This window comes from Marinilabilia salmonicolor (assembly GCF_003003035.1).
Taxonomy (GTDB): Bacteria; Bacteroidota; Bacteroidia; order Bacteroidales; family Marinilabiliaceae; genus Marinilabilia; species Marinilabilia salmonicolor_A.
Genome location: NZ_PVTS01000005.1, coordinates 257532 through 281257 on the forward strand (window position 1 = coordinate 257532; position 23726 = coordinate 281257).

The following is a 23726-nucleotide window of genomic DNA, read 5'->3' on the forward strand; positions in this document are numbered from 1 at the left end:
TCTGAGTTGTTTTTTATTCGATAATTATCAGGTTTATGGGGTTTATGTTATGTCTGAAGTTTTGCATAGTTTTTAATCTCCGGATAATGAAAAAAATGTACTCCTATTAAATCCGAGTTGGTTGCATGTACCATTGCTTTTGCTACATCTTCTGCTTCAATTGGTTTCATACGGGCAGGAATCAGAAATGAGAGGGGTTTCATAATCCATTTTCCGAGGGATTCTCCAATTCTGGTTTCGTTTCTTTTGCCCAGCAGCAATGAAGGACGGAAAATCAGCAGTGTGGGGATGTTTTGTTGCTGAATGGCATCTTCCATCTCCCCTTTTAGTCGGGTGTAGAAGTTCTTACTGTTGCTGTCGGCCCCTACAGCCGAGACTACGGCGAAGGTATTACATCCTGTCTCTGCAGCAAAGCGGGCGGCATTGACAGGGATGTCGAAGTCCACTTTGCGGTAGGCAGTTTTGTTGCCGCTGACCTTTTTGTTGGTTGTTCCTACCGCACAGAAAACCACATGGCTCCCCCTGATCGCTTCTTTGAAAGCTGCTTTATCTTCAAAATCGATAATCAGCTCTTCTGTTTTGGGGTTTTTGTAACCTGCAGTACGGCGACCGATTACTTTTATCGTGTTGAAAGCATCCGATACCTGGAGTTGTTGCAAAAGGTGACTGCCTATGAGTCCGGTCGCTCCTATAATGGTTGCGGTTTTTTGTGCCATGTGTTTTTTTAAATAAAACAGGAGGGCTGATTAATTGTTTGCTGTTATTGCCTTAAAAAATCCGGATCCAGCTCTTCCGTAACTGAAGACGGAGTCATGGAACCAAAAATACCAAGACCGTTTTCAACATTGGAATAAATTTGTATTTTTTCTGCAAAGGGATCTCCGTCAACGGCCTCCTGCTGAGCCAGAGAATACATAAACCGGAAGAGGGATTCGTCATAGCTGTTTACTACAAACTCAACTTCTCTGTTCTGATTTTCTTCAAGTCTGTAATTTCGCGAAATATCCATGTTGAATTGCAGTGTGGAACTGCTCTCATTTTCTGTGGAACAATAGGCTCTGTCGGCATAGTTGTCATAGTCATAATCATCGATAACATAATCGCCCCAGTCTTTAATGAACTTAATGGTTCTGTTGTTGGAGTGAAAATTAAGATTTTCCTGCTCAATGCCCAGTGTGTCATAGATCTGAAAACAACTGTCATAAATAAATTCAGAGCCGTCGTCATGGGTGCTGATAACTTCAATGCAATCCATTGTTGCGTTGAGGTAATCCAATACCGGAGCTCCAAAACTTACGGATATTCCGAACCATTGGGTGTGGTTGTCCAAATTAAGATCCAGAGTGTAATGTGCATTTTTTTCAGGTGGACAAGTGGGGCAGTCTTCAACCGGTTTGTTGATTATCCCCCTGTTGGTTACCGAAAAGTCAACAGGCATTGGCAATTTTGTTGTCGCTTTTGCTGTTTCAAATCCGTCGGCCCTTACCTCGATTTTATAGGTGATTCCGGGGGTGGGGTGTTCGTTTTCAATGATGTAATAACCATTCCCAATGGATTCGGGAGAAGGAAGCGGATTGTCATCTTCATAAATCAGAACTTCCGCCTCGTTGACATAAGTGATTTCGCGCTGCGGATTATATGTTTTGCTGCTGGTAATATTGACTTTGATGATACTGTCGGGATGCAAAATTGCATTGACGACAAGTCGGGGACTTTTTTTATCAAATTCAAAGTCGTTTACATACTTTTCACAGCCCAGAATTACTGCTGCCAGGCTGAGAATTATTGCTGAAAAATTAAATATTTTGTTCATTGGGTGTGGTCTTTAGGGTTAAAACTTTATACTCCAGCGTACATAGGGAATGATGTTGAAAATGCTTAATTGTTTGAGTCGGGTTACCTCCTGCTGTTTGGTTTCGTCCCACTCCTGATCGCGGTAGATCATAAATGGATTGTTGCGCCCATAGGCGTTGTAGAGGCCAAAACTCCATGTTCGATCTACGCGCTTTTTCTTTTTATGGAAATTGATTCCAATATCTAATCGATGATAATCGGGCATCCGGTAATTGTTTCTGTTTTCGAAGTGGTCGATTTCTGCATAGTCGGAATAATAATGCTGAGTATTATCCTCGCGAAAAAAACCAAATACTGACCTGTAACTTTCATCTTCAATGGTCAGCGGATATCCTGTTCGATAAACCCAGGTTACCCCCATATCTGTTTTTTCTGAGAAGCGAATTGTTGAAACCACTGACAGGTTATGCCGTGCATCATATTTAAACGGAAACTCTTTGCCGAAACTGATATCCTCAAATTGGCGGTTGGCCCACGAGAGGGTGTAGCCTACCCATCCGGAGAGCGTACCTCCGTGTTTCTGTGTCAGTAATTCCACCCCATAGCTTTTTCCGGTGCCGCTGGTCACCAGGTCTTCCCAGTTGCCCTGGTTCAGTTCAAAGAAACTGGCTCCTTCTTTATAATCGATGAGGCCGTTCATCTTTTTATAGTAACCTTCCAGGGAAATCTCATAATCAGGATGAGGCGAATATGATAATCCGAGCGCACCCTGCCATGAATCCTGAGGTTTTATCTTTTTTGTGGCCGGAACCCACAAATCGGTTGGTAGTCCCATGGATGAGTTGGCCAACAGATGGAGGTACTGTTGCATTTGTGAATAGGAGGCTTTCACGGACATTCGGTCGGTAAGCATCACTCTTGCTGATAACCGGGGTTCAAGGGATTGATACGTTTGTCCCTGAACGTTGAAAGCGGAGTAATGAAGACCAATGTTAAACTTCAGAATGTCATTGACGGTGATGTCATCTTCCGCGTAGAGTAAAAATTCGTTGGATTCCAGATTTTTATTGCCATAGGTGGTGTCTGTAACAGCCTCGCTATTTAGGTAACTTTCCTGATTTACTGTTACACCGGGAGAGAAGTAATGCAGTGTGTTTTGAGCGCCAAAGCGTATGTGGTGGGCTGGCGATGGAAAGAAGTCAAAGTCTGCTTTTATACTGTAATCCTTTATCTGACTGTAGTATTCATAGTAAAAGTCGGAGCGTTCTTTCTCGTTGGTTTGATTGGAAATCTGTTCCTCCTCGTAATCTTCAAAAATACTGAACTTGTAATTGCTGATGGTTCCCGTGAAGTTGGCAAACAGCCGGTTGTTGATGATGTAGTTCCAGCGCAAAGCCCCGGTGGTGTTGCCCCATTGAAGGCCGGCTTTATCTTTGTTTTTGTATGTGAATGTTTCATATCCCTGATCCCATACATCCTCTTCTTTGTATTCATATTTGTCATTCATGAAAAACTTGTCCTTTCCGGTGTAGAGACTGAGGTAGATGCGGTGTTTGTCATTGAATATGTGGTTTACTTTTGCGTTAAAATCCTGCAGGAAATAACCAAGCCAGTAATTTTCATCGTCCGACTCACTGTTGACTTTCATTTGAATTGGATACGACAGAATGTCTATGTACGAACGTCTTCCGGAAACCATAAAGGATGTTTTGTCCTTCACAATAGGTCCTTCCAGTGTTAGCTTTGAGGATATCAGTCCAATGGAGGCTTCTCCCTTAAATTCTTTGTTGTTCCCTTCTTTCATTCTGATGTCGAGGACGGACGAGAGTCTCCCTCCGTAGCGGGCCGGGAAACCTCCCTTTGTTAGCGTGACGTTTCTGATGGCGTCGGAATTAAAAACTGACATGAAGCCAAACAGGTGATTGACATTGTAAACCGGTACCCCATCCAGCAATATCAGGTTTTGGTCGGGACTACCACCTCTGACATAAAAGCCGCTGGTTCCCTCTGTTCCGGCCTGTGTTCCCGGCATAAGCTGCAGGGTTTTGATGATATCGGTTTCACCGAGCAGGGCAGGAACCATCTCTGTTTTCGAAGGACTAAGATGAATGGTACTCATCTCACTGCTTTTGATATTCTGAAGGGGGGACTGAGCTGAAACAACCACCTCCTCCAGCTCAATAACTGGTTGCAGTTCTACATTAAGAGTGGTGTCTTTGCTAAGGTTGAGTTCTGTCCGGAAAGTTTTATATCCCGTAAAGGAAACGGTAAATGGGACAGATCCACCGGGTTGTGTGAGGCTGTAAAAACCGTAAACATTGCTGGTGGTTCCTTTCAGGGTTTCTGCGTTGTAGATATTGGCAGATAATAGTGGTTCTCCGGTATCGGCATCGGTAATAGTACCACTAATAGTAACTGACTGTCCGTAAGTGCCGGCAGTCAAAGCTGTTGCGAACAACAGACTAAGAAGTAGGGTTCTCATCTCCTGGTTAGGGTTTATGTTAGTGAATTAAACTTGAGAATTTCGATCCAAATATAATGCCAAAACCTGGATTATGTTATATAGTGAATGATAATAAAAGTGAAAAAATTAATTTCTGAAAGGCTAAAAGCTTGAGATCTTTTTACCGCGTTTCCAAAAATGTAATTTTGTAAAACTCATTACATCAATGGGTTAATGGATTGATGGTTGCTCCCATTCGGGAACCTCTTTCATGTTAAGCTTAACGAGGTTGTCTCAAAAGCGTAATACTCCAAAGGTTTGTCATGTTGAGCAAAGTCGAAATGTCTGTCTTTCAAATGAAAAGATTCTTCGACAAGCTGTCAATGACAGATTTTTTCAACAATCGGAAGTCAAGGTTGTAATTGTTGGCCCCCATTCGGGGACCTGATTCCAATCGTTCAGCCTTACCCCGGGTTATCGACCCGGGGTTATTCAAATTGGCCCCTTTCAGGGACGAGCCAATTCTGTCATTTACACATTATTCCCCAAACTTTTTTTTGGGTAGGCATTCAGAATGACATCGAATTTGGACTTTTGAGACAGCCTCTTATTGACTGGCATGGATCTCGGATTCAAATTTGCTCCCTGCGGGGACGCAACAATTGTTATATTCGTATTATGGTCCAAAATTTCATTGAGGTAGGCACTCGCGATGACGAGGACTTGCAAGGTCTGCAGCATGTATGAGACTATTCCTCCGTTGCCGTCCACAGAATAGCTCCTTTCAGGTGTTGTAAAAACAAAGGATTGTGGTATAGCTCCGGTTCATGGCCAAGGGCGGTCTGAAATACTTTCCCTTTGCCAACCAATCTGTACCATACCAGCGGATGATCCCCAATTCGTTGTTGGGCTCCTTCGAACCATCGGTTGTCGTCCACTTCGTAAGAATCTTCATCAATAGAAATGAGCACATGTACGTCTTCCCGCGGATTGCGGTCGAAACTGTACCATTCATCGGTGACTACCCAGGTGGAATCGGGGAAATGTGCTGTGGCAGGATGGGAGCGGTCTTCAATGATAAGTTTACCTTGCTGTGATGGTGGGTGTCCGACAAAAGAGGCTCCGATGGCTTCAACATACCACGGCCAATCATATTCGGTGTCTGCTCCGGTATGCAGGGCCAACAGTCCGCCTCCGTTTTCCACATAATCTTTTAATGCTTCCTGTTGGTCTGCTTCTAAAATGTCTTTGGTGGTATGCACAAATATCACCAGATCGAAGGATGATAAGTTTTCGGGAGTAAAGATTTCTCCTTCTTCTGTTGCAATTATTTTCCAGTTGTTTTGTTCTGCCAGTTGGCCTAAAGCTATCAGACTTTGTGGAATTGCTCCGTGTCGGTATCCGGCGGTTTTGGAGAAAGCCAGAATTTTAAGATCAGGAGTTTGATTTTGTGATTGAGTTGTTGCTATCATAAATAAGAAAAGTATGAGATATAATGTTTGTTTCATGGTTTTAAAATTTTTTCGGATGGAAAGGGAAGAGTCTTGGGTGATTCAGGGAATCATTTGTTTTTTGAAAGATAATGATTTTTTTTCATTGGTATCTGGGTAATAAATTGAGATTGCTTCACTACGTTCGCAATGACGGGCCTTTGCAGGATGTTGAGAGTTGGCAGGGGTTGATTTTCGGCAGAGCCGAAAATCAACCCCTGCCAACTCTCCTAAACCTTAAAGGAAGAGTCATTGCGAGCAGAGCGAAGCAATCTTCTTTCAAAACAATAGATTTTGCCGGACCACAGGGCTTTTTTACAAAAATGGTTGCTTTATACTCTACTTAGCCTCGGGAACCTATGTAACCCAAAAGAGTTTTCTTCGTTTAAAAAATGAATTGTAATCTGATCTGTCCTTAGAGAAAGTGGTTCCGGGATAAAGGTGCTGGCATTTAAGGGATGCAAATCAGGTTGTAGGAGGACTTAAATTAGCGGTATTTACATACTTATGGAGAACCATGTGATCAGGATGCTTCTCAATCGAATTGAGGAGTTTGGGGATGAAGAGATTATTCGTTTCAGAGAAAAAACAAAAAAATCGTGGAGTTGGAACCAGCTGGGTGAAAAGGTGGAGCAGGTATTGTCCGGGCTTCATATACTGGGGAGCAGAGCAGGTGAAAATATGGGAATTATCAGTCAGAACAGGGCGGAATGGCTTTTGACCGATTTGGGCATTATGGCCAATCGGGGAGTTACAGTACCGTTGTATGCTACCTCGTCCATGGATCAGATTCGCTATATTCTGAACGAGACAGAGATTAGGATACTGTTTGTTGGCACCTGTGAACAAAAGGAAATGCTGAAATGCCTTTTGGATGAAGGCAACATGCTGGAGCGAATCGTGGTATTTGATGATTGTAATACAGTGGATGACAGGATTTTTTCCTTTTCTACATTTCTTGAGTTATCTCAAAAGGAAAATGTTCATATTCGTATATCAGATAATATCTCTGATTATCATTCTGATGATCTGGCTACCATTATTTATTCATCAGGTACAACAGGGGAGCCCAAGGGGGTGATGCTGAAACATGCTCATTTCGTAAATACCTGGAAAATACATCAGGAGCGTCTGGAAGTCTCATCTGAAGATGTTTCTCTGAGCTTTCTCCCTTTAAGTCATGTTTTCGAGCGATTATGGACCCATTTTATGCTTTTTAGCAGAGTGGTCAATGTTTTTCTTGATGACCCTCGCGATGTGGTGAATGCCCTGCGTCAGGTGAAACCTACTATGATGTGTGTTGTTCCCCGTTTCTTTGACAAAACTTATCAGGGTATTCAGGAGGAGATGCTGCTGTGGTCCCCTGTTAAACGGAAGATTTTTAACTGGGCGATTTCGTCAGGACTTGAGGCCAATAAGTATAGAAGTTGCAATGCCAGACTGCCTCTTGCATTGAAGTTGAAATTGGCTTTGGCTGAGAAGGTGGTTTTCAAAAAAATACGTGGTGTTTTTGGTGGAAATATAAGATTTATGCCATGTGCAGGAGCTGCTCTGAGTACCGAAATTCTTAAGTTTTTTCACGCTTTTGGGTTGTTTGTGACCTATGGTTACGGTTTGACTGAAACTTCCGCTACCGTTTCCTGTTTTCGGGACGATGTCTATTCTTTCGGGACATGTGGTTCCGTGATGCCGGGAGTAGAGGTCAAAATTGGTGACAACAGTGAAATATTGGTAAGGGGAACCAGTGTGTTCAGTGGCTACTACAAAAAAGAGCAGGAAACTGCAGAGGTGATGACCGATGGCTGGTTTCATACAGGCGATGAAGGGATGCTGGATGAGAACGGCGACCTGATTATGACTGATCGAATCAAGGATCTCATGAAAACCTCCGTAGGAAAATATGTTTCGCCTCAGAAAATTGAAACACTGCTTCAGCAGCAGGAACTGGTAGAACAGATTGTGGTAGTGGGGGATAACCGCCCTTATGTGACTGCTCTTATTGTTCCGATACTGAGTAAGCTAAAGGAGCTGGCAGTGGAAAAAAATATTGAGGTTCAGGAAGAGAATGATTTACTTTCTCATCCCCATGTTTTGGAGGCTTTTGAAGACCATATTCATGAAGTTCAGCAAAATCTTGCTTCTTACGAAAAAGTGAAGAAAGTGGCTTTGCTGGAGGAACCTTTCACTATGGAAAATGGTACGATGACCAATACGCTTAAGCTGAAAAGGCGGAAGATTGAGGAGAAGTACCGGGAGGTGATTGATGGACTGTATCGGTGATGACCAAAGCCCCAGTTTATGTGATCGCGGAGGAGGGGGCTGTCAATCTCCCGTCATTAGTTCAGCCGTTATGGAATCATCTAATGCCTAGTTATCTATTACCTAAACTGGACAAGCCAGAACCAAATAAAATATTCAAATTAATACTTCTTTATTCCGAGGTTTTGGAACTAAAAACAGTTGGTAGTCAATCCATTGAAAAGCCTCGCGAACAGAGCATGTCTCACTCATAATAAAAACCTTGCGTCTCTGTCTTTAAGCTTTTTTTAACGGACTATTTCAAATAAGCATTATCCTAATTAGCGAATTGCTGCGCAATTATTTTTTGTCCACGAATTGTACGAATTACACGAATTTGAGTCGCACTTTGTGCGACATTAAACGGCGAAGCCGTTTTAAAAAAGCTGTAAAACAGCTTTTAAATTCGTTTAATTTGAATAATTCGTGGATCCAAAACAATAGATGGCGCAGCCATTTTCAATAAAACGTTGGAAAATATTTTGCCAAAAATAACACGGAAATTGGAGGTAAGGCACAAACCTGGCATTACCGGAGGCAAGCATTTAAAAAGCTATTGCCTGGTTCCTCCGCTTTGCTTGCAAAGAAAACAACTTTTCTAACCTCTGGTTTGTAGCTTTCAACGACTTTTCTGATTAATATCCCTCCGGTGGTTTCCGCTTCCACCGTCTGTGCGACCACAGCCAGTTATCAGGATGCCTGCGGATGTAGTCCTCCAAAACAGTAGCATACTGTTTGGTGATTTCACCATGCTCGGTTTTCTGTGGCGTCTCTGTTAGTACAGAGAGTTTTAGTTCATAATATCCTCTTTTTATTCTCTCAATATCTGCAAAAACCACAGGGTAGTTGTTGTTACGCGCATGTTTCTCGGGCCCGTGAAGGAAACCGGTTGTTCGTCCCAGAAAATTAAACCAGTGAGCAGAGGTGACTTTTGAGGGACTCTGATCGGCAGCCATCAGGTAAAGCGTGGGTTTGCTTTTGTTTTCCGCAAAAGTATTGGTGGTGCCTTTGGTGGGCGAGAGAATGGTGCCGAAACGAGAGCGTGACCACCGCATCATTTTGTCGATGGGTTTGTTGCGCATGGGACTGTAAAAGGCCACCACGTTGTAGTTGGTAAAAATACCGGCCGACAGGCTTCCCCATTCCCAGTTGCCTATATGTCCTGTAACCACAATAACGCTTTTACCTTGTTCATAAAACTGATTGAGCACCTCCGGATTCAGCACATTATGGCGCTTTATTAAAGTTTTACGCGACATGGAAAAGCTTTTTAATCCCTCCAGAATTATGTCGGATAAGTTACGGTAATAAGCATTGATTGTTTGCGCTCTTTCATCGTCAGACAGAGGTAAATCTGATTTAATGAGATTGTCTTCAATAATTTTCCTGCGGTATTTGAAAACGCTGCCTAATAACCATGAAAAGAAGTTGGAAATACCGTAGAGAACTGGGAAAGGAAGTATGGCGATGAAGCCTAAGAGCAAAAGGAAAAGGAAGGCTCCTGAATATCTGATAATTGTCCGGAACATACGTTATATAATTAGAAGCTGCTGAAAAAGTCAGTACCCTTTTTTAAGTTTATATTTTATTGTCCTTTTTGGCATTGCCCAAAAACGACGAAAAAGTATTGTCTGTTTTAACCTATCCACCCGCGAAGGCCAAAATTTCCGGCCATTGCGCAAGGCCTTTAAATTCGCCCATTTTGGACTCCTGCTAGCCGCCGGCCCGGAAAACGGACGGGCCACCGCGCCATTTATACAGAAAAACTCTTTCTGAATAAAAACGTTCTATTGAACAGTTGGGTGTTAACATCGCAAGTGCAAACTTTTTTAAAGGATTGCTTAAAAAAAAACAGCACTTGAAAAGAAATTATATGCTGTAATATTTTATTATTAGTTTTTTTAGCAAGTCCTTATAAGATTTGTTCACCATTTTTATATTACAATTCCGGTTAAGGCGTACTTACGGATTGTTGCCGGAAAAGTTTCCTAAAGCATTAGTCTGCCGGGCGAACTTCAATACAAAAAGCGGTTTCTTTTCCCGGTTGGGAGTTGGCGGTAAGTTTTCCTCCGTGTAAACGGATGATTTGTCGGGAAAGACTCAGGCCAATGCCACTGCCGGATTCACGGGTAGTAAAAAATGGTACAAATATCTCTTCCAGCAATTCCGGAGGTATTCCGGGCCCGTTGTCTTTGATGCATATTTCGATTTTTCCCTCCTGATTACGACGTGTTTGAATCTGTATGTTTCCGTTTGCCTGCTCATCCAGGGCTTCGGTGGCGTTTTTTAACAGGTTTATCAGTACCTGCGGAAAGAGCTTTTCGTCTGCAGCAATTTGTAAATCAGGATCATTTATTTGTAACGATATTTGAATGTCAGGCCAAAGTGATTTATTCAAAAGAACGGTGTTTTCTATAAGATTTCTGACATTCACCGGTTTCAGCTCCGGTTTTGGGAGGCGGGTAAGTTTGCGGTATGATTCTACGAAGTTGATGAGGCCTATGCCTTGTTGTTCAATTACCTCAAGTCCTTTGGCTGTTTTTGCGATGGTTGTTTCCGATACCATTTCAGGGCTGATTACTTCCCCGTTGCGGATGAATAGATTTTTAAGGTTCTCGGAAAGAGAAGTTACCGGGGCAATGGAATTCATGATCTCATGGGTGAGTACACGGATGAGTTTCATCCATGATTCCATTTCTTTTTCGCTGAGCTGGTCATTGATATCCTGAAGAGAGATCAGTCTTAGTGTCCGGTCCTTGTTTTTGAAAGAGGTGGATTTCAGTAGCAGATTAATGCTTTTCCCTGATGGTGACTTGATGGTGTGCATTCGCTGATTGTCTGGTAGCAGGTTCATCAGAACGTGTGCCAGCTGACTGTCCACTTTTTGAAGTTGGCGAAGGTGGGTCAGTTGCTCCAGACCAAGCATCTGCTTCAGGTTTTTGTTGGCATTGAAGATGAATCCTGTATCATCAAACGAAAGGATACCTGTTGCTACATGGTCTGTCAGGGTCTGGAAGTACTGTTCCTGTTGACGGTTTTCGGTCTTGATTTCTTTTAGTTGTTCGTTGATTCTGTTCAGGTTAGAGCTGAGTTCGTTAAGAAAAGGATCATGTTGTATTTTTGGGAAGGAAAGCGCAGAATCTTCATTTCGGACGGCATCGAAAAAATAGCTGATTTTGTTAAAGAACCGGTTTTGATAGGAAATCAAGTTCCAGGTAAAAACAATAAAAAGCAGGGATGCTGCTATTCCGATGACCTGGATGTTGAGGTAGAAAAAGCCTAATGTCGCCGTGATGGCTGAAACAGCAATCAGGAGTATCAGGATGACCGAACGTGTAAGAAATGAAATCCTCATTCCAGATTAAATTTTTTCATCTTATTGTACAATGTCTGACGTGTAATGCCCAGTTGAGCGGCTGCAGCGGTGATGTTTCCGGGGTGATTGTCGAGGGCTGCTGAGATCAGTTGTTTTTCCATCTCTTCAAGACTCATTGAGGTATCAAGGCTTCCGGTATTGGTTCCGGTAACAGGTCTCAGGAAAAAATCGTCGGGTTTCAGGATGTTGCTATCACTCAGAATTACTGCTTTCTCAATGGCATGTTCCAGTTCCCGGATGTTTCCCGGCCAGTTGTATTTTAAGAGTTTTTCCTGTGCCTGGTTATTGATTTTTAGTTGTGATTTGTTGTATTTGGAGGCATACTTTTTCAGGAAAAATTCTGCCAGTACCAGCACATCTTCCCCTCGATCGCGCAAAGGTGGGAGTTCGATGTGTATGGTGTTGATGCGGTAGAGGAGATCTTCTCTAAAAAGTCCTTCTTTTACCAATGCCGGCAGATTTCGGTTGGTGGCACAAACCAGTCGTATGTCAACAGGTTCAGGCTGATTAGAGCCAAGGCGGGTGACTTCTCTGTTTTGGAGTACAGCCAGAAGCTTTGACTGAAGATGAAGGGGGAGATTGCCGATTTCATCAAGGAATAGGGTTCCCCGATGGGCTATTTCGAATTTCCCGGCCCTGTTTTCTTTAGCATCGGTAAAGGCTCCTTTGATATGTCCAAACAATTCGCTTTCGAAAAGAGATTCGCTGATGGCTCCCATGTCCACACTTACAAGTATTTCATCGTTCCGTGAGGAGAGATGGTGTATTTCGCGGGCAATCAGTTCTTTGCCGGTTCCGTTCTCTCCGGTAACCAATACATTGGTATCGGTCTTTGCCACTTTGCGTACAAGGTTGAGTACCTTCATCAATTGCGGGGAAGTGCCGATGATGTGTTTTCGGTTATTTTGGAAACTGCTTTTCAGGTCTTTTTCTCTTTGTTTCAGGGTGTTGACCTCTCCGCGTGACTGGCTGAGTTGAACGGCCGCTTTGACTGTCGCCAACAGTTTGGTGTTGTCCCAGGGTTTCAGAACAAAATCTGTTGCCCCTGCTTTTAGCGCATTTACGGCCAGTTCCACATCGCCATAAGCAGTAATCATTACTACTGATGTATCTGGTTTTTGGGTCTTAATTTGGTGGAGCCAATAAATCCCTTCATTGCCGGTATTTACTCCGGTTTTAAAATTCATGTCCAGTAATACCAGCTGAAAAGGGGTTTTGCCCAATTCGGAGTTGATCTGGTTGGGGTTAGAGATGCACACAACTTTGTCGAACTCCGATGAAAGAAGAAATTCCAGAGCCGTTAGCACACTTTTGTTATCATCAACGATCAGAATATTTCCTTTAGCCATATTATTTTTTTGAATGAAATTGCAATCTGTCCTGACCTGATTATTTCACAAATGATCTATTGCGATGTTTAACTATCGGCTAAATGCAGACGTCCTCAATAAAATTGACTTGAAAATAATTTTTTTATTCCCTACTCCAATTTTCTTGGCGATTGCCTGCATTTATTGGTATTTGACCATCTCATGACTATTATTTATGAATAAATCAGTCCTCCCAAAAGCGGGGCTTTTCCCTTTTTGAGGGAATACATAATGTTGTTGCGTTTCTTAAAAGGCCGAAGGTCTTTAAGCAATAGCCTGGGGCAACGCCCCTGGGATATTGTAACAATTCCCCCCTCTCATTATTGGTCGCGTCGCGACCAATAATGAGAGGGAGTGGAGGGATACTTCAAAACCCAGGGCGTTGCCCTGGGCTATTGCTATCAGGCTTTCAGCCTGTTTGCTGTTTGCATCTTACTTGTCTTATATATATATAACAGGCTAAAAAGAATATTCTAATAGCGTTGTCGGGTTTGTTGGAGCTTGACCTTGGATGATAAGGCTAAAAACAAACTTACAAAATTAGAATTTCCAAAAAGTCACTGTGTCAGATTAAAACTCATCTCTTCTGCCTTCAGCCTGTCAAACTTCTGCCTTTTAATTAAAAACTATTCTGATAGATCAAATGTATGGGGTAAATTAACTGAATGCAAAATTGTGTCAAAATATTTTACAGGTGTACGTATGTTTTTTTTACACCATCGAGGGGGGATAGGAAGTTATCTTATTGTTTGTTAGGTTGTTGTTTGTTTTGGTATGGTTGTGGAATGGTTGTGGGCAGAGAGCATGGAGCATGGTGTATAGAGCATGGAGCAGAGAGTATGGTGCATGGTGCTTAGAGAAAATAGCATAGGTAAACCTGCACTTGCTCATCAGTTCAACAACACATTAGCTCATCAGCTAACTATTGTGTAATACTTAATTGAAGAAATATGTCAATGGATCGGGTACTGGAAAAGAAAAAAGGAATTAAAAAAAAGCATATCTACATTGTTTTGGGATCAATGGTTTTTCTGTTTTTGTTGTATCAGATTATATGGGCCGATCACAGTTCGGTAATGCGTGTGGATAGAGAAAAAATCTCCTTTGGGACAGTAGAAAAAGGAATGTTTAATGATTACATCACAATTATCGGTCAGGTGGAACCTATTTCTACCATCTATCTGGATGCCATTGAAGGAGGAAGGGTGGTTGAGAAGATAATCGAAGAAGGAGCTATGGTGAAGAAAGGGGATGTAATTTTAAAGCTGGAGAACCGGCAGCTTTACCAGACCATTCTCAACAGTGAAGCATCATTGGCAGAAAAAGAGAATTACCTGCGAAATACCCGCATCAGCTTTGAGGCTGAGATGATCCAATCGAAAAAGAGTCTGCTGGATAATCGTTTTCGTTTGCAGCGGAAAAAAAGGAATTATGAACAATCACAAATGTTGTACGAAGAAAAGCTGATTCCTCGTGAGGAGTTTCTGCAGGCTAAAGAGGATTATGAATATGAAGAGGGCCTGCTGGAAATTAACCATCTGAAAGCCCGGAATGACTCTATCATGCTTATGACCAATATGAAAACGCTGGATACAGATCTGCAGAAGATGCGTCAGATGCTCGGGCTGGTGCGCGAAAGACTGGATAATTTGGAAGTAAAATCCCCTGTTGACGGTCAGTTGGGAATGCTGGATGCCGAGATTGGCCAGTCCGTTTCTCAGGGGCAACGCATCGGGATGGTGCATGTATTGTCCGACTACAAGGTGGAAGCGAACGTGGATGAGCATTACATCGATAAGGTAAGGAGGGAATTGCCGGCTTCCATTGAGCGCAATGGGCAGGATTATAACCTGCATGTGAAAAAGGTTTATCCCGAAGTTCGTGACGGACAGTTTGAGATTGATCTGGTTTTTGATGGTTCAAAACCTGAAAATATCCGTACCGGTCAGACCTATCATTTGAAACTTCAGCTGGGACAAGCCACCGAAGCGGTCATGATTCCAAGAGGCGGATTTTTCCAAAGTACCGGCGGGCAGTGGGTGTTTGTGCTCAACGAATCGGGTACGGAAGCCGTGCGCCGCAATATTAAAATTGGAAAGCAAAATCCCCGTTATTATGAAGTGATTGAGGGGCTGGAGCCCGGGGAGCAGGTCATCACTTCGGGATATGAAATTTTTGGGGAGAATGAGCGGTTGGAGCTGAGGTAGAGCAGAGTGCATGCAGCAGAGAGCATGGAGCGAAGAGCCAAGGGCAATATTCAGTGATTATAGAGATAAATTCATAAACTTGTACATATTGTTTAACCTCAAACCAATTATTATGTCACAATTCAGGTTTATGAATCTGGAGATATGGAAAGACTCTATTGCTCTTAATGATAAGTTCTTTGATTTAGCCGAAGAAATAGGTAATGCAAGAAGTTATCGGTTTGCCGAACAATTGAGAGCAGCATCCCTGAGTATATCTAATAATATCGCAGAGGGATCCGGTTCTTTTTCGGATAAGGACTTTGCAAATTTTTTAAATATCGCCAGAAGATCTGTTTTTGAAACCGCCAATCTCGCTTTTGTCGCCAAACAACGAAAACATATTGATGATGATTGTCTGAATAAAATGCTAAATGAATTGGATATCCTTAGCAGGAAGATATCCTGTTTTAGAAAGAGGATTTTAGAAACTATGAATAATAAACGTTGAGCAAAAAGTTAAAGTCAACCAGCATTGAAAATGCCCTATGCACCAAGCTCTAAGCTCTATGCCTTGTAAATGAAACCACCTGAATAATAAATAAGGAGCAATAAACAAAGGGAAGTGAAAACATGGGAGTCTGCCCATGCCCCATGTTCTTTGCTCCATGCAAATTTTTAATTATGCTAAAAACAAGAAATCTATCCAAAGTATTCCGCACTGAAGAAATAGAGACCAGTGCGCTGAACAATGTAAACCTGCATGTTCAGAAAGGAGAATTCCTGGCCATTATGGGCCCGTCGGGATGTGGCAAATCTACCTTGCTCAACATACTGGGATTGCTGGATAATCCTTCAGGAGGGGAGTATTATTTCGACGGCAGCGAAGTGGGAGGTCTGAAAGAGCGCCAGCGAACCAGCATGCGAAAAGGAAACATTGGCTTCGTGTTTCAGAGCTTTAATCTCATTGACGAACTCAATGTGTTCGAGAATGTGGAGTTACCGCTCATTTATCTGAAGATGAAAGCCAAAGAAAGGAAGCAGCGTGTGGAAGAAGTACTGGAACGCATGAAAATTGGCCACCGCAAAAAGCACTTTCCTCAACAGCTTTCAGGTGGTCAGCAGCAGCGCGTAGCCATAGCACGTGCCGTGGTTGCCAACCCCAAATTGATTCTTGCCGATGAGCCCACCGGTAACCTGGACTCCAAAAACGGTCTGGAAGTGATGAATCTGCTCACAGAACTCAACCGTGAAGGAACTACTATTGTGATGGTAACCCACTCACTACACGATTCGGAGTTTGCTCACCGGGTAGTCAATCTCTTCGATGGTCAGATTATTACCGAAGAAGTGAAAAAGGAGTTGGGGGAGATGTTGCTTTAGAGCCGGGAGCATGGTGCAAAGGGCATGGCGAAAGATGACTCATCAGTTTATTAGTTCATGAATTATTAAAAAACGATCCAAGATGAAAAATATATTGTTAACAATCAGGCGACTGAAGAAGAATAAAACGGCATCTCTTTTGGGGATTTCCGGACTTATCGTGGGACTGATATGTGTGATGTTTATCTTTTTCTGGATTGTCGATGAGGTAAGTTATGATCGTTTTCATGACAAAATTGATCGGATTTTTGTGGTTCATGCCTTTCTGGAAGGAGGTCAGGAAAAAGTAACCTTCGATGGATGTCCTCCGGCAGTAGGACCTGCAATCAGGGACGAATACCCGGAAATTAAGACCATCAGCCGCTACCGGCCTCCATTTAATGAATACCTTCTGGAGTTTGGAAATTCCAAGTATATGGAGAAGGTGGCATTTGCCGATTACTCCTTGTTTGATATTATGTCTTTTCCTTTTGTGACAGGTGGACGCGGCGAAGATGGTGTTAAAAACAAAGTAGTATTGACCCGTAGTACTGCTGAAAAGTTTTTTGGGAGTGAGAATCCTGTGGGCAGGATGATCGAATACAACAACAGCATCGATTTAATCGTGGTGGGGGTTATTGAAGACATTCCGGAGAACTCATCCATTCAGTTTTCTGCACTCATGCCTATGAGTAACTTATCCAACCTGTTTAACAGCGAAAACTATCTGAATACGTGGTACAATAACAGCTTTATTACTTTTGGACTTCTTAGAGAGCCGGAGGATTTCGAAAAAGTGGCATCTTCCATAACCAACAGGATTCAGGAAGAGATGCCTGAGTCAACCAATTACCTGAGAGCATATCAGTTTGCGAATGACTATCTTTATGAAAAAGACCATATCCGAAACATCCATATATTTTCGCTTATTGCTCTGATGGTGCTACTGGCTGCCACGCTCAACTTTATTAATCTGAATACCGCCCGGTCACTTAAGCAGATTAAGGAAACCGGCCTGAGAAAGACGCTCGGCGCTACACGTCAGAGTCTTATCCGGATGATATATGCTGATATCGCAATCATCTGTCTGGCTGCTTTTTTAATAGCCATAATCATTGTTGCAGCTGCATTGCCGGTATTTAATAGTTTTATTGGAAAGAACATCGACCCGTTTGTTATTTTTTCATGGGAACCACTTCTGGTTTTGGGATTGATTTATGTTGCAACTGTTTTTTTAGCAGGTAGTTATCCCTCGTTTTTCCTGACATCTTTCTCTCCTGCACGCACACTTCAATCTGGAAAAGAATCGGCCAGGAGTAAAGGACTTTTTCGAAACGTATTAATCACTGTCATTTTTCTCGTTTCGCTAATGTTGCTTAGTTCAACACTAATTATATCGAGACAAACTGCCTACCTGCAAAAGATGGATTTGGGGTTTGATAAGGAGCAGGTTTTTTACATCCCATTGGAAGGAAAACTCAAAGACCGATATCAGGTTTTTAAGAAAGAAGTGAAGAGAATAACAAATGTTGAAGAAGCAGCTGTAATGTCCTATCTGCCGTTTAGGATAGGTAACAACGGGGAAGGCTGGAACTGGGCAGGAAAAGATCCGGAATTTAAACCTTTGGTTACTGATTGGCGCGTGGATGAAGATATGATGGCAACCATTGGTGTTGAAATGAAAGAAGGAACTTTCTTCAGGACACCAGATCAGGAGGGAGTGATAATCAATGAAGCCTTTGCCAATCTTATTGGCTGGGATAGTTTTGAAGGAAAATCTCTGGAAGCTTACGGGGCAACCTTCCGGGTCTTAGGGGTAATGAAAAATATCCACTTCAACTCGTTCTCTGAAGAAATTCAACCGCTTGCGCTTAAAACACTCAGCGATGAATGGTCCATTAATTATCTGGTGATTAGAGCCGGGGGAGGTGATATTCAGAACACATTAAGTCAGATCCGCGATGTTGGAAGAAAAATTGAACCGGACATTCCCATGGACTATGGATTTTTTGATGAGGAGATGAACAGCATTTTGGCACCTGAAAGAAACCTGAAAGTTTTGGTATGGACCTTTTCCGTTTTTTCTGTCATAGTACTTGTGTTGGGACTTCTTGGGGTTATCATGTTTATGGCCGAGCAGAGGACTAAAGAAATTGGTATCCGCAAGAGTATGGGAGAGCCTGTTACAAGTATTGTTGGCCGTTTGATTAAGCCTTTTCTGATAACCGGACTTGCCGGGTTTGCGGTCGCCATTCCTCTGTCATGGGTTTTAATGAACAGGTGGCTTCAGGGATTTGCTTATCGAATTGATGTGAGTATCTGGATATTTATGCTGGCAGGTTTGCTTATTCTTTTTGTTGCTATAGTAACTGTGATATTTCAAAGTGTGAATGCAGCGAATCGCAACCCGGTGGAGGCATTGCGATACGAGTAGAAAATTTTTAGTCTATGAATTTAATTAATATCCGATCTACGATTAATCATTTAAGAAAGAATAGATTTCATGCACTGCTGAATATTTTCGGTCTTGCCGTAGGGTTGTTATTCTTTTCACATATAGTCGTTTACCTTGGTTATGAGAAGGGTTTTGATACCTTTTGGCCCGATCATGAGCGCATCTATCGTGTAAATTACGATATTACCCAGGCGGGCGAAGAGGTCCTTCATTCCACTAAAACACCACGAGGTCTTTTCAGAGTTATTCAGGAGGATATTCCGGAGGTGGAATATGCAGGAATTGGTTATATAGAGCAGGTGTTGGTCAGATATGAGGATAGATATTACAGTGATCAGCCCGATTTGTGGGTGGAGGGCGATTTTGTAGATGTTTTTGGATTGGAAATGATGCGGGGCAGGGCCATACTCAATCGTCCCAATACCTGTGTGATTTCTGAATCAAAAGCAAAAGAAATATTTGGAAATGAAGAGCCCATCGGTAAGGTATTGTTTGTGAATCAGGGGATGCGTCATGAGATTACAGGAATTTTCGAGGATTTGCCTGCCAATTCTCACATCCACTTTGATTACTTTATGCCGATACGAACCTGGGTGAGTATGGGTGAGCTTGATGAAAGAGGAGGTTTTGATGGTGCCCACTGGTGGACTTACCTGAAGGTAAAAGAGGGAGTGCCCGCAAAACAGATCGAAACATCACTTGATGCAATTGTAGAAAAGTATTTCAATCATCTGCCACGTCAAAACCGGGTAGGAAAGCTTACACTTCAGTCGCTTTCTGATATTCATTACAGCACCAAACGTGGGGGTGAACTGGGAGTGAGTACCCGAAAAATAACCATAGATGCTTTGATGCTGATTGCGGCTCTCATTTTGATTGTTGTATGGATGAACTATATAAATCTATCGACCGCTTTGTCGCGAAAGCGATTGAACGTTTTTGCAATTTTCAGAAAGTTGGGAGCCGGGAAAAAAGAGTTGTTTGTTATCGCCCTTACCGAAAGTGTTATTATCAACCTGGGTGCTATTGCTTTGGGCGGAGTACTCTTTTTTATTACCCGTGGAGTCTTTGATCGGATGCTGGGCGTTCCTTTCAAAAACAGTGTTATTGACTATGGTGCAATTACTCTGTCGATTACAGGATTAATTGCGGTTGGTATTGTCGTTACGGCTGTTATCAGTGCCATCCCCATGTTAAAAGTCAACCCTGCACTTCAGCAACAACGGAAAATCATGAAAAACAGTGGTTCACAATGGCTGGTTGCGCTGCAGTTTTTTATGTCCGTTTTTCTGGTAATCAGTTCGATTACGGTTTCCAGACAAATACATTTTATGCAAAATTCTGAACTGGGAGTTAATTTGGATCAGGTTGTTGTTATCAACGGGACTGCTTCTACGCATGGAGATCCCCTTCGCAGAGAGAACTTTATCATGTTCCGCGATGAGGCTGTTCAAATACCGGGTATCACCAGCGGAACTGCAAGTTGGAATGTGCCGGGACAACCTGTTCGATTCAGTAGCAATGACCTTTCCAGGCCAGAAGCACAAAGTGATTTGAAAAGCCAGGTCGCCGTAAGTCAGATCGATGATGGGTTTATTGATACTTATGGGCTGAATTTGTTGGCAGGCCGCAATTTTGAACAACCTTTTCGCAACGATTCAAATAATGTAATTGTAAGTGAGAGCATCATTCATTTGTTGGATTATAACTCTCCTGAAGAGGCGGTGAACAGACAGGTCAGATTGGCTGGCCAATTATACACTATCAAGGGAGTTGTTAATGATTTTCACCATGAAGGATTAAAAAAGCCTGCTTATCCCATAGTGTTTACTCATGTACACCCCTGGGAATTTGGGTTTTATTCCTTCCGGTTAAGTGGTGATGTGCATGATTTACTATCCCGGTTGGAGCATCTCTGGAATCGGCATTACCCCAACGATCCTATGGATTACTTTTTTAGTAGTGACAATTTTAACAGGCAATACAACGACGAGAAACGTCTGAGTATGATTCTGGCGGCCTTTACACTTTTTACCATAATTGTAGCTTCCCTCGGGTTGTTTGGTCTGGTTAGTTTTTTTGCACAGCAACGTACCAGAGAGATTGGCATTCGAAAAGTGAACGGAGCTACGGTTATCGATATCATTAAGCTGGTATTCGGTTTTTTTATCAGATATGAGATTGTCGCCTTTTTATTGGCTGTCCCCATGGCTTGGTGGGCTATGAATGGTTGGTTGCAAGGGTTTGCCTATCATATTACCATTAGTTGGTGGATTTTTCTGCTTACAGGTCTTATTGCCTTGCTGGTAACAATTGTGTCGGTGTGGTGGCAAAGCTATAAAGCGGCTATAAAGAATCCGGTGGAGGCTTTGAGGTATGAGTAAAAACGCAGAGGGTAGTGAGTGGAGTGAATGGTGGAAGGGTTAAATGGTGAGCCCTGTAATTATTTTCTCAATAACTCATTCCTTCATTGATATGTAGTATGATGGTTCTGAAAAATTGAAATTAAAAGTTATATGAATTTTTAATCATCATCTAAACGAGCGCCATGTTAAACTTAAAACTAGCCATCCGACACTTGCTGAAAGAAAAGTTCTTTGTAACGGTCAATCTTATTGGTTTGACAGTGGCCCTGGCAGTGGCCTTGGTGATTATTTCTTTTGTAGGATATCATTATTCGTATGATAGGGATGTAGTGGGTTACGATAAAGTCTATCGTATTATAAGCAGAATTAACAACGGAACATTCTGGGCTTCTACTTTTTCTGCTTTTGACAAAGCGTTGGAAGATCAACCTGAAATTGAGTCTTATACCACCTTCTATAAAAACGATGAGCAATTTGATTTGCTGAATGGAGACCGTGTGGTAAGGATCAAAGAGCCGGTTTATGGGGATCGTCGTTTTATGGAGTTCTTTGGAATTGAACTGAAATCCGGTGATGTTTCTTTTTTAGAAGAGCCCAATACGGTATTGTTGAGCCAACAGGCTGCCGCGAATTTGTTTGGGGATACTGATCCATTGGGTAAAATGGTGGAGCTGAAATACAATGCGCAGGATCAGGCGCAGAACAGAAGTTGCCGGGTGGTAGGTGTCATCAGCAAGGATCAGGAGAACTCTCACCTGAAATACGATATGATCTTATCGAAGTATGGGCATTATGAACAAACTCTGAATCATATCGATGGGATGAAGGTTTATGGTGCTTACGTATATCTGAGACTTTATGAAAATGCTGATCCTGTTGTTTTATCGGATAAATTTAATTCACTTCTCGAACCTTTCATTGGAGATGCTCATGGACCACCTCTTGAGGCTTTTGAGTCTAAGTTGCAGCCACTCAGTGAAGTTCATTTCACTCCGGGACTTATCAGAGATATTTCATTGGGCGTAAGGCAGTCGCATTTGGATATTTTGTTGATAGTGGGTGTTCTTTTGTTTCTGACAGCCTTGTTTAATTTTTTGGTTATGGATGTCACTATCCGGGATACCAATCTGAAACAGTCGCACATTATGCAAATTATGGGTAGTTCCCGTACCCGTATCTGGTTGTATCATCTTTGGAGAGTCGTTCTTCTTGTTCTTATTGGAGGAACTCTTGCAGTGATGGTTGTAAAATTATTGCGTGAATTAATAAGTGGTCTGTTTACCGGATGGTCGATTGATTTTGGTGATTCCGGTTTTTGGTTGGTTGTTATAGGTTTGTCTGCATGCATTGTATTGGTGTCGGGACTTAGCGATTTGAGAAATGTGTTTAAGAAGTCAGTACTATCGGGGAGCAGATTGAACAGCTCAGTACCTTTGTTGTTGTTTCAGTTTTCCATAGTCGCCGGGCTGATTGCATTTGGATTATTGTTGAACAAACAACTAAATTTTATTCGTGAGAAGGATCTTGGCTTCAATCCTGAAAACATCGCTGTGGTAAGAGTATCGGGGCCGCGTAACGAGAAAATAAATGTGCTCAAAGAGGAAGTACTTAAACTGCCTGGTGTTAAGAGTGCAGCAACGGCTCAGCATTATCCCGGTTTTCGGCTTCAGGATCTGAATCTTGAACTGGGCAATCAGAACTATCCTTTCAAGTTTGCAATGGTTGATCCTGATGCTATAAATACGTTGGATATTAAAGTTGAAGAGGTTTTTAGTGAAAATCAGGAGTTTTCTATTTTTATTAATGAATCATTTTATATTGCACTTCTAAAATCGTTTGCTCAAGAAGACATCGTGGCGGGAAACTTTCCTGGTTCAGAAGACGATTCTCCTGAGAAGATAGATTTTTTCGTTAGTGGGGTCGTGGATGATTTTCACTATAATTCTCTTTACGATGAGGTTGGTAACTTTGCCTTTTTTGTGCAAAGTCCCAAAGACCATCATTATCGTTTTTTATTGGTAAAATACGAAGAAGGTCGGGCTTTGGAAGTCATGGAGGGCATTGATAAAACTTTCTCCATAATCTATCCCGGACCTGCTTTTGAACCCGTTTTTCTTGATGAGCAATTGAGGTCCCAATATGAGTCTGAAGAACGGTTGTTGTCCGTAACCGGTTGGTTTGCTATCATAGCCGTGCTTATAGCTGTTACCGGACTTTTTGCTTACTCAAGTTATTTGGTACGGCGCCGCACCAAAGAAATAGGGATTCGGAAGGTGAATGGAGCTCTGGTTTCTGAGGTGATTGTTTTGCTGAACAAAGGTTTGCTGAAATGGGTGGCTGTGTCGTTTCTCCTGGCTATTCCATTTGCCTTGTGGGGCATGCATGAGTGGTTGAAGAGTTTTGCATATCACACGGCTGTGAGTTGGTGGATTTTTGCTGCTACCGGGCTGATAGTTTTTGCAGTGGCCGCTATTACCGTAAGCTGGAATTGCTGGCGGGCTGCAATCAGGAATCCCGTGGAGGCCTTGAGGTATGAATAATAGCCAACCTCAATGGCTATGTTGTATTTTGACAGGAATTTTTTCT

At 42.4% G+C, this 23726-nt stretch carries 14 protein-coding genes; 7 read left to right on the top strand and 7 right to left on the bottom strand.

Annotated features, from left to right (window positions below):
• Positions 1-47: 47 nt before the first annotated feature.
• The 4 genes from BY457_RS07180 to BY457_RS07200 all read right to left on the bottom strand — a co-directional run bounded on the left by BY457_RS07180 (position 48) and on the right by BY457_RS07200 (position 5745).
• Positions 48-716 (bottom strand): NAD(P)H-binding protein, encoded by a 669-nt coding sequence (locus tag BY457_RS07180; RefSeq protein ID WP_106152652.1) that lies wholly within the window; start codon positions 714-716, stop codon positions 48-50.
• A gap of 44 nt (positions 717-760) precedes the next feature.
• Entirely contained in the window at positions 761-1813 is a 1053-nt protein-coding gene (locus tag BY457_RS07185) for a DUF4249 domain-containing protein (protein ID WP_106152653.1), read from the bottom strand.
• Positions 1814-1831: 18 nt separating this feature from the next.
• On the bottom strand, positions 1832-4276 hold the full coding sequence (locus BY457_RS07190) for a TonB-dependent receptor (RefSeq protein ID WP_106152654.1): 2445 nt from the start codon (positions 4274-4276) through the stop codon (positions 1832-1834).
• A 710-nt stretch (positions 4277-4986) separates the two neighbouring features.
• On the bottom strand, positions 4987-5745 hold the full coding sequence (locus BY457_RS07200) for a ThuA domain-containing protein (protein ID WP_258176647.1): 759 nt from the start codon (positions 5743-5745) through the stop codon (positions 4987-4989).
• Between the two features lie 489 nt (positions 5746-6234).
• Between BY457_RS07200 and BY457_RS07210 the strand changes: the two genes are divergently transcribed.
• A complete protein-coding gene (locus tag BY457_RS07210) occupies positions 6235-8007 on the top strand; it encodes an AMP-dependent synthetase/ligase (protein WP_106152657.1) in 1773 nt (590 codons plus the stop codon).
• A gap of 653 nt (positions 8008-8660) precedes the next feature.
• Here BY457_RS07210 and BY457_RS07220 read toward each other — a convergent pair.
• The 3 genes from BY457_RS07220 to BY457_RS07230 all read right to left on the bottom strand — a co-directional run bounded on the left by BY457_RS07220 (position 8661) and on the right by BY457_RS07230 (position 12750).
• Positions 8661-9554, bottom strand: a complete 894-nt coding sequence (locus tag BY457_RS07220) for a lysophospholipid acyltransferase family protein (protein ID WP_106152659.1) — start codon at positions 9552-9554, stop codon at positions 8661-8663.
• 467 nt (positions 9555-10021) lie between these two features.
• Positions 10022-11380, bottom strand: coding sequence for a sensor histidine kinase (locus tag BY457_RS07225; protein WP_106152660.1), 1359 nt, complete (start codon positions 11378-11380; stop codon positions 10022-10024).
• Positions 11377-12750 (bottom strand): sigma-54-dependent transcriptional regulator, encoded by a 1374-nt coding sequence (locus BY457_RS07230; protein WP_106152661.1) that lies wholly within the window; start codon positions 12748-12750, stop codon positions 11377-11379. The genes BY457_RS07225 and BY457_RS07230 overlap by 4 nt, the downstream gene beginning before the upstream one ends.
• 971 nt (positions 12751-13721) lie before the next feature.
• Between BY457_RS07230 and BY457_RS07235 the strand changes: the two genes are divergently transcribed.
• The 6 genes from BY457_RS07235 (at position 13722) to BY457_RS07260 (ending at position 23680) form a co-directional block, all read left to right on the top strand.
• Positions 13722-14978: an efflux RND transporter periplasmic adaptor subunit gene (locus BY457_RS07235; RefSeq protein ID WP_258176648.1), complete on the top strand. Its 1257-nt coding sequence runs from the start codon at positions 13722-13724 to the stop codon at positions 14976-14978.
• Positions 14979-15108: 130 nt separating this feature from the next.
• Positions 15109-15468, top strand: a complete 360-nt coding sequence (locus tag BY457_RS07240; RefSeq protein WP_258176649.1) for a four helix bundle protein — start codon at positions 15109-15111, stop codon at positions 15466-15468.
• Positions 15469-15641: 173 nt separating this feature from the next.
• Positions 15642-16340: an ABC transporter ATP-binding protein gene (locus BY457_RS07245; protein WP_106152693.1), complete on the top strand. Its 699-nt coding sequence runs from the start codon at positions 15642-15644 to the stop codon at positions 16338-16340.
• Positions 16341-16422: 82 nt separating this feature from the next.
• Complete coding sequence (locus BY457_RS07250; RefSeq protein ID WP_106152663.1) at positions 16423-18753, top strand: ABC transporter permease; 2331 nt, start codon at positions 16423-16425, stop codon at positions 18751-18753.
• 14 nt (positions 18754-18767) lie between these two features.
• On the top strand, positions 18768-21158 hold the full coding sequence (locus BY457_RS07255; RefSeq protein ID WP_106152664.1) for an ABC transporter permease: 2391 nt from the start codon (positions 18768-18770) through the stop codon (positions 21156-21158).
• A 164-nt stretch (positions 21159-21322) separates the two neighbouring features.
• Complete coding sequence (locus tag BY457_RS07260) at positions 21323-23680, top strand: ABC transporter permease (RefSeq protein ID WP_106152665.1); 2358 nt, start codon at positions 21323-21325, stop codon at positions 23678-23680.
• Positions 23681-23726: the final 46 nt, after the last annotated feature.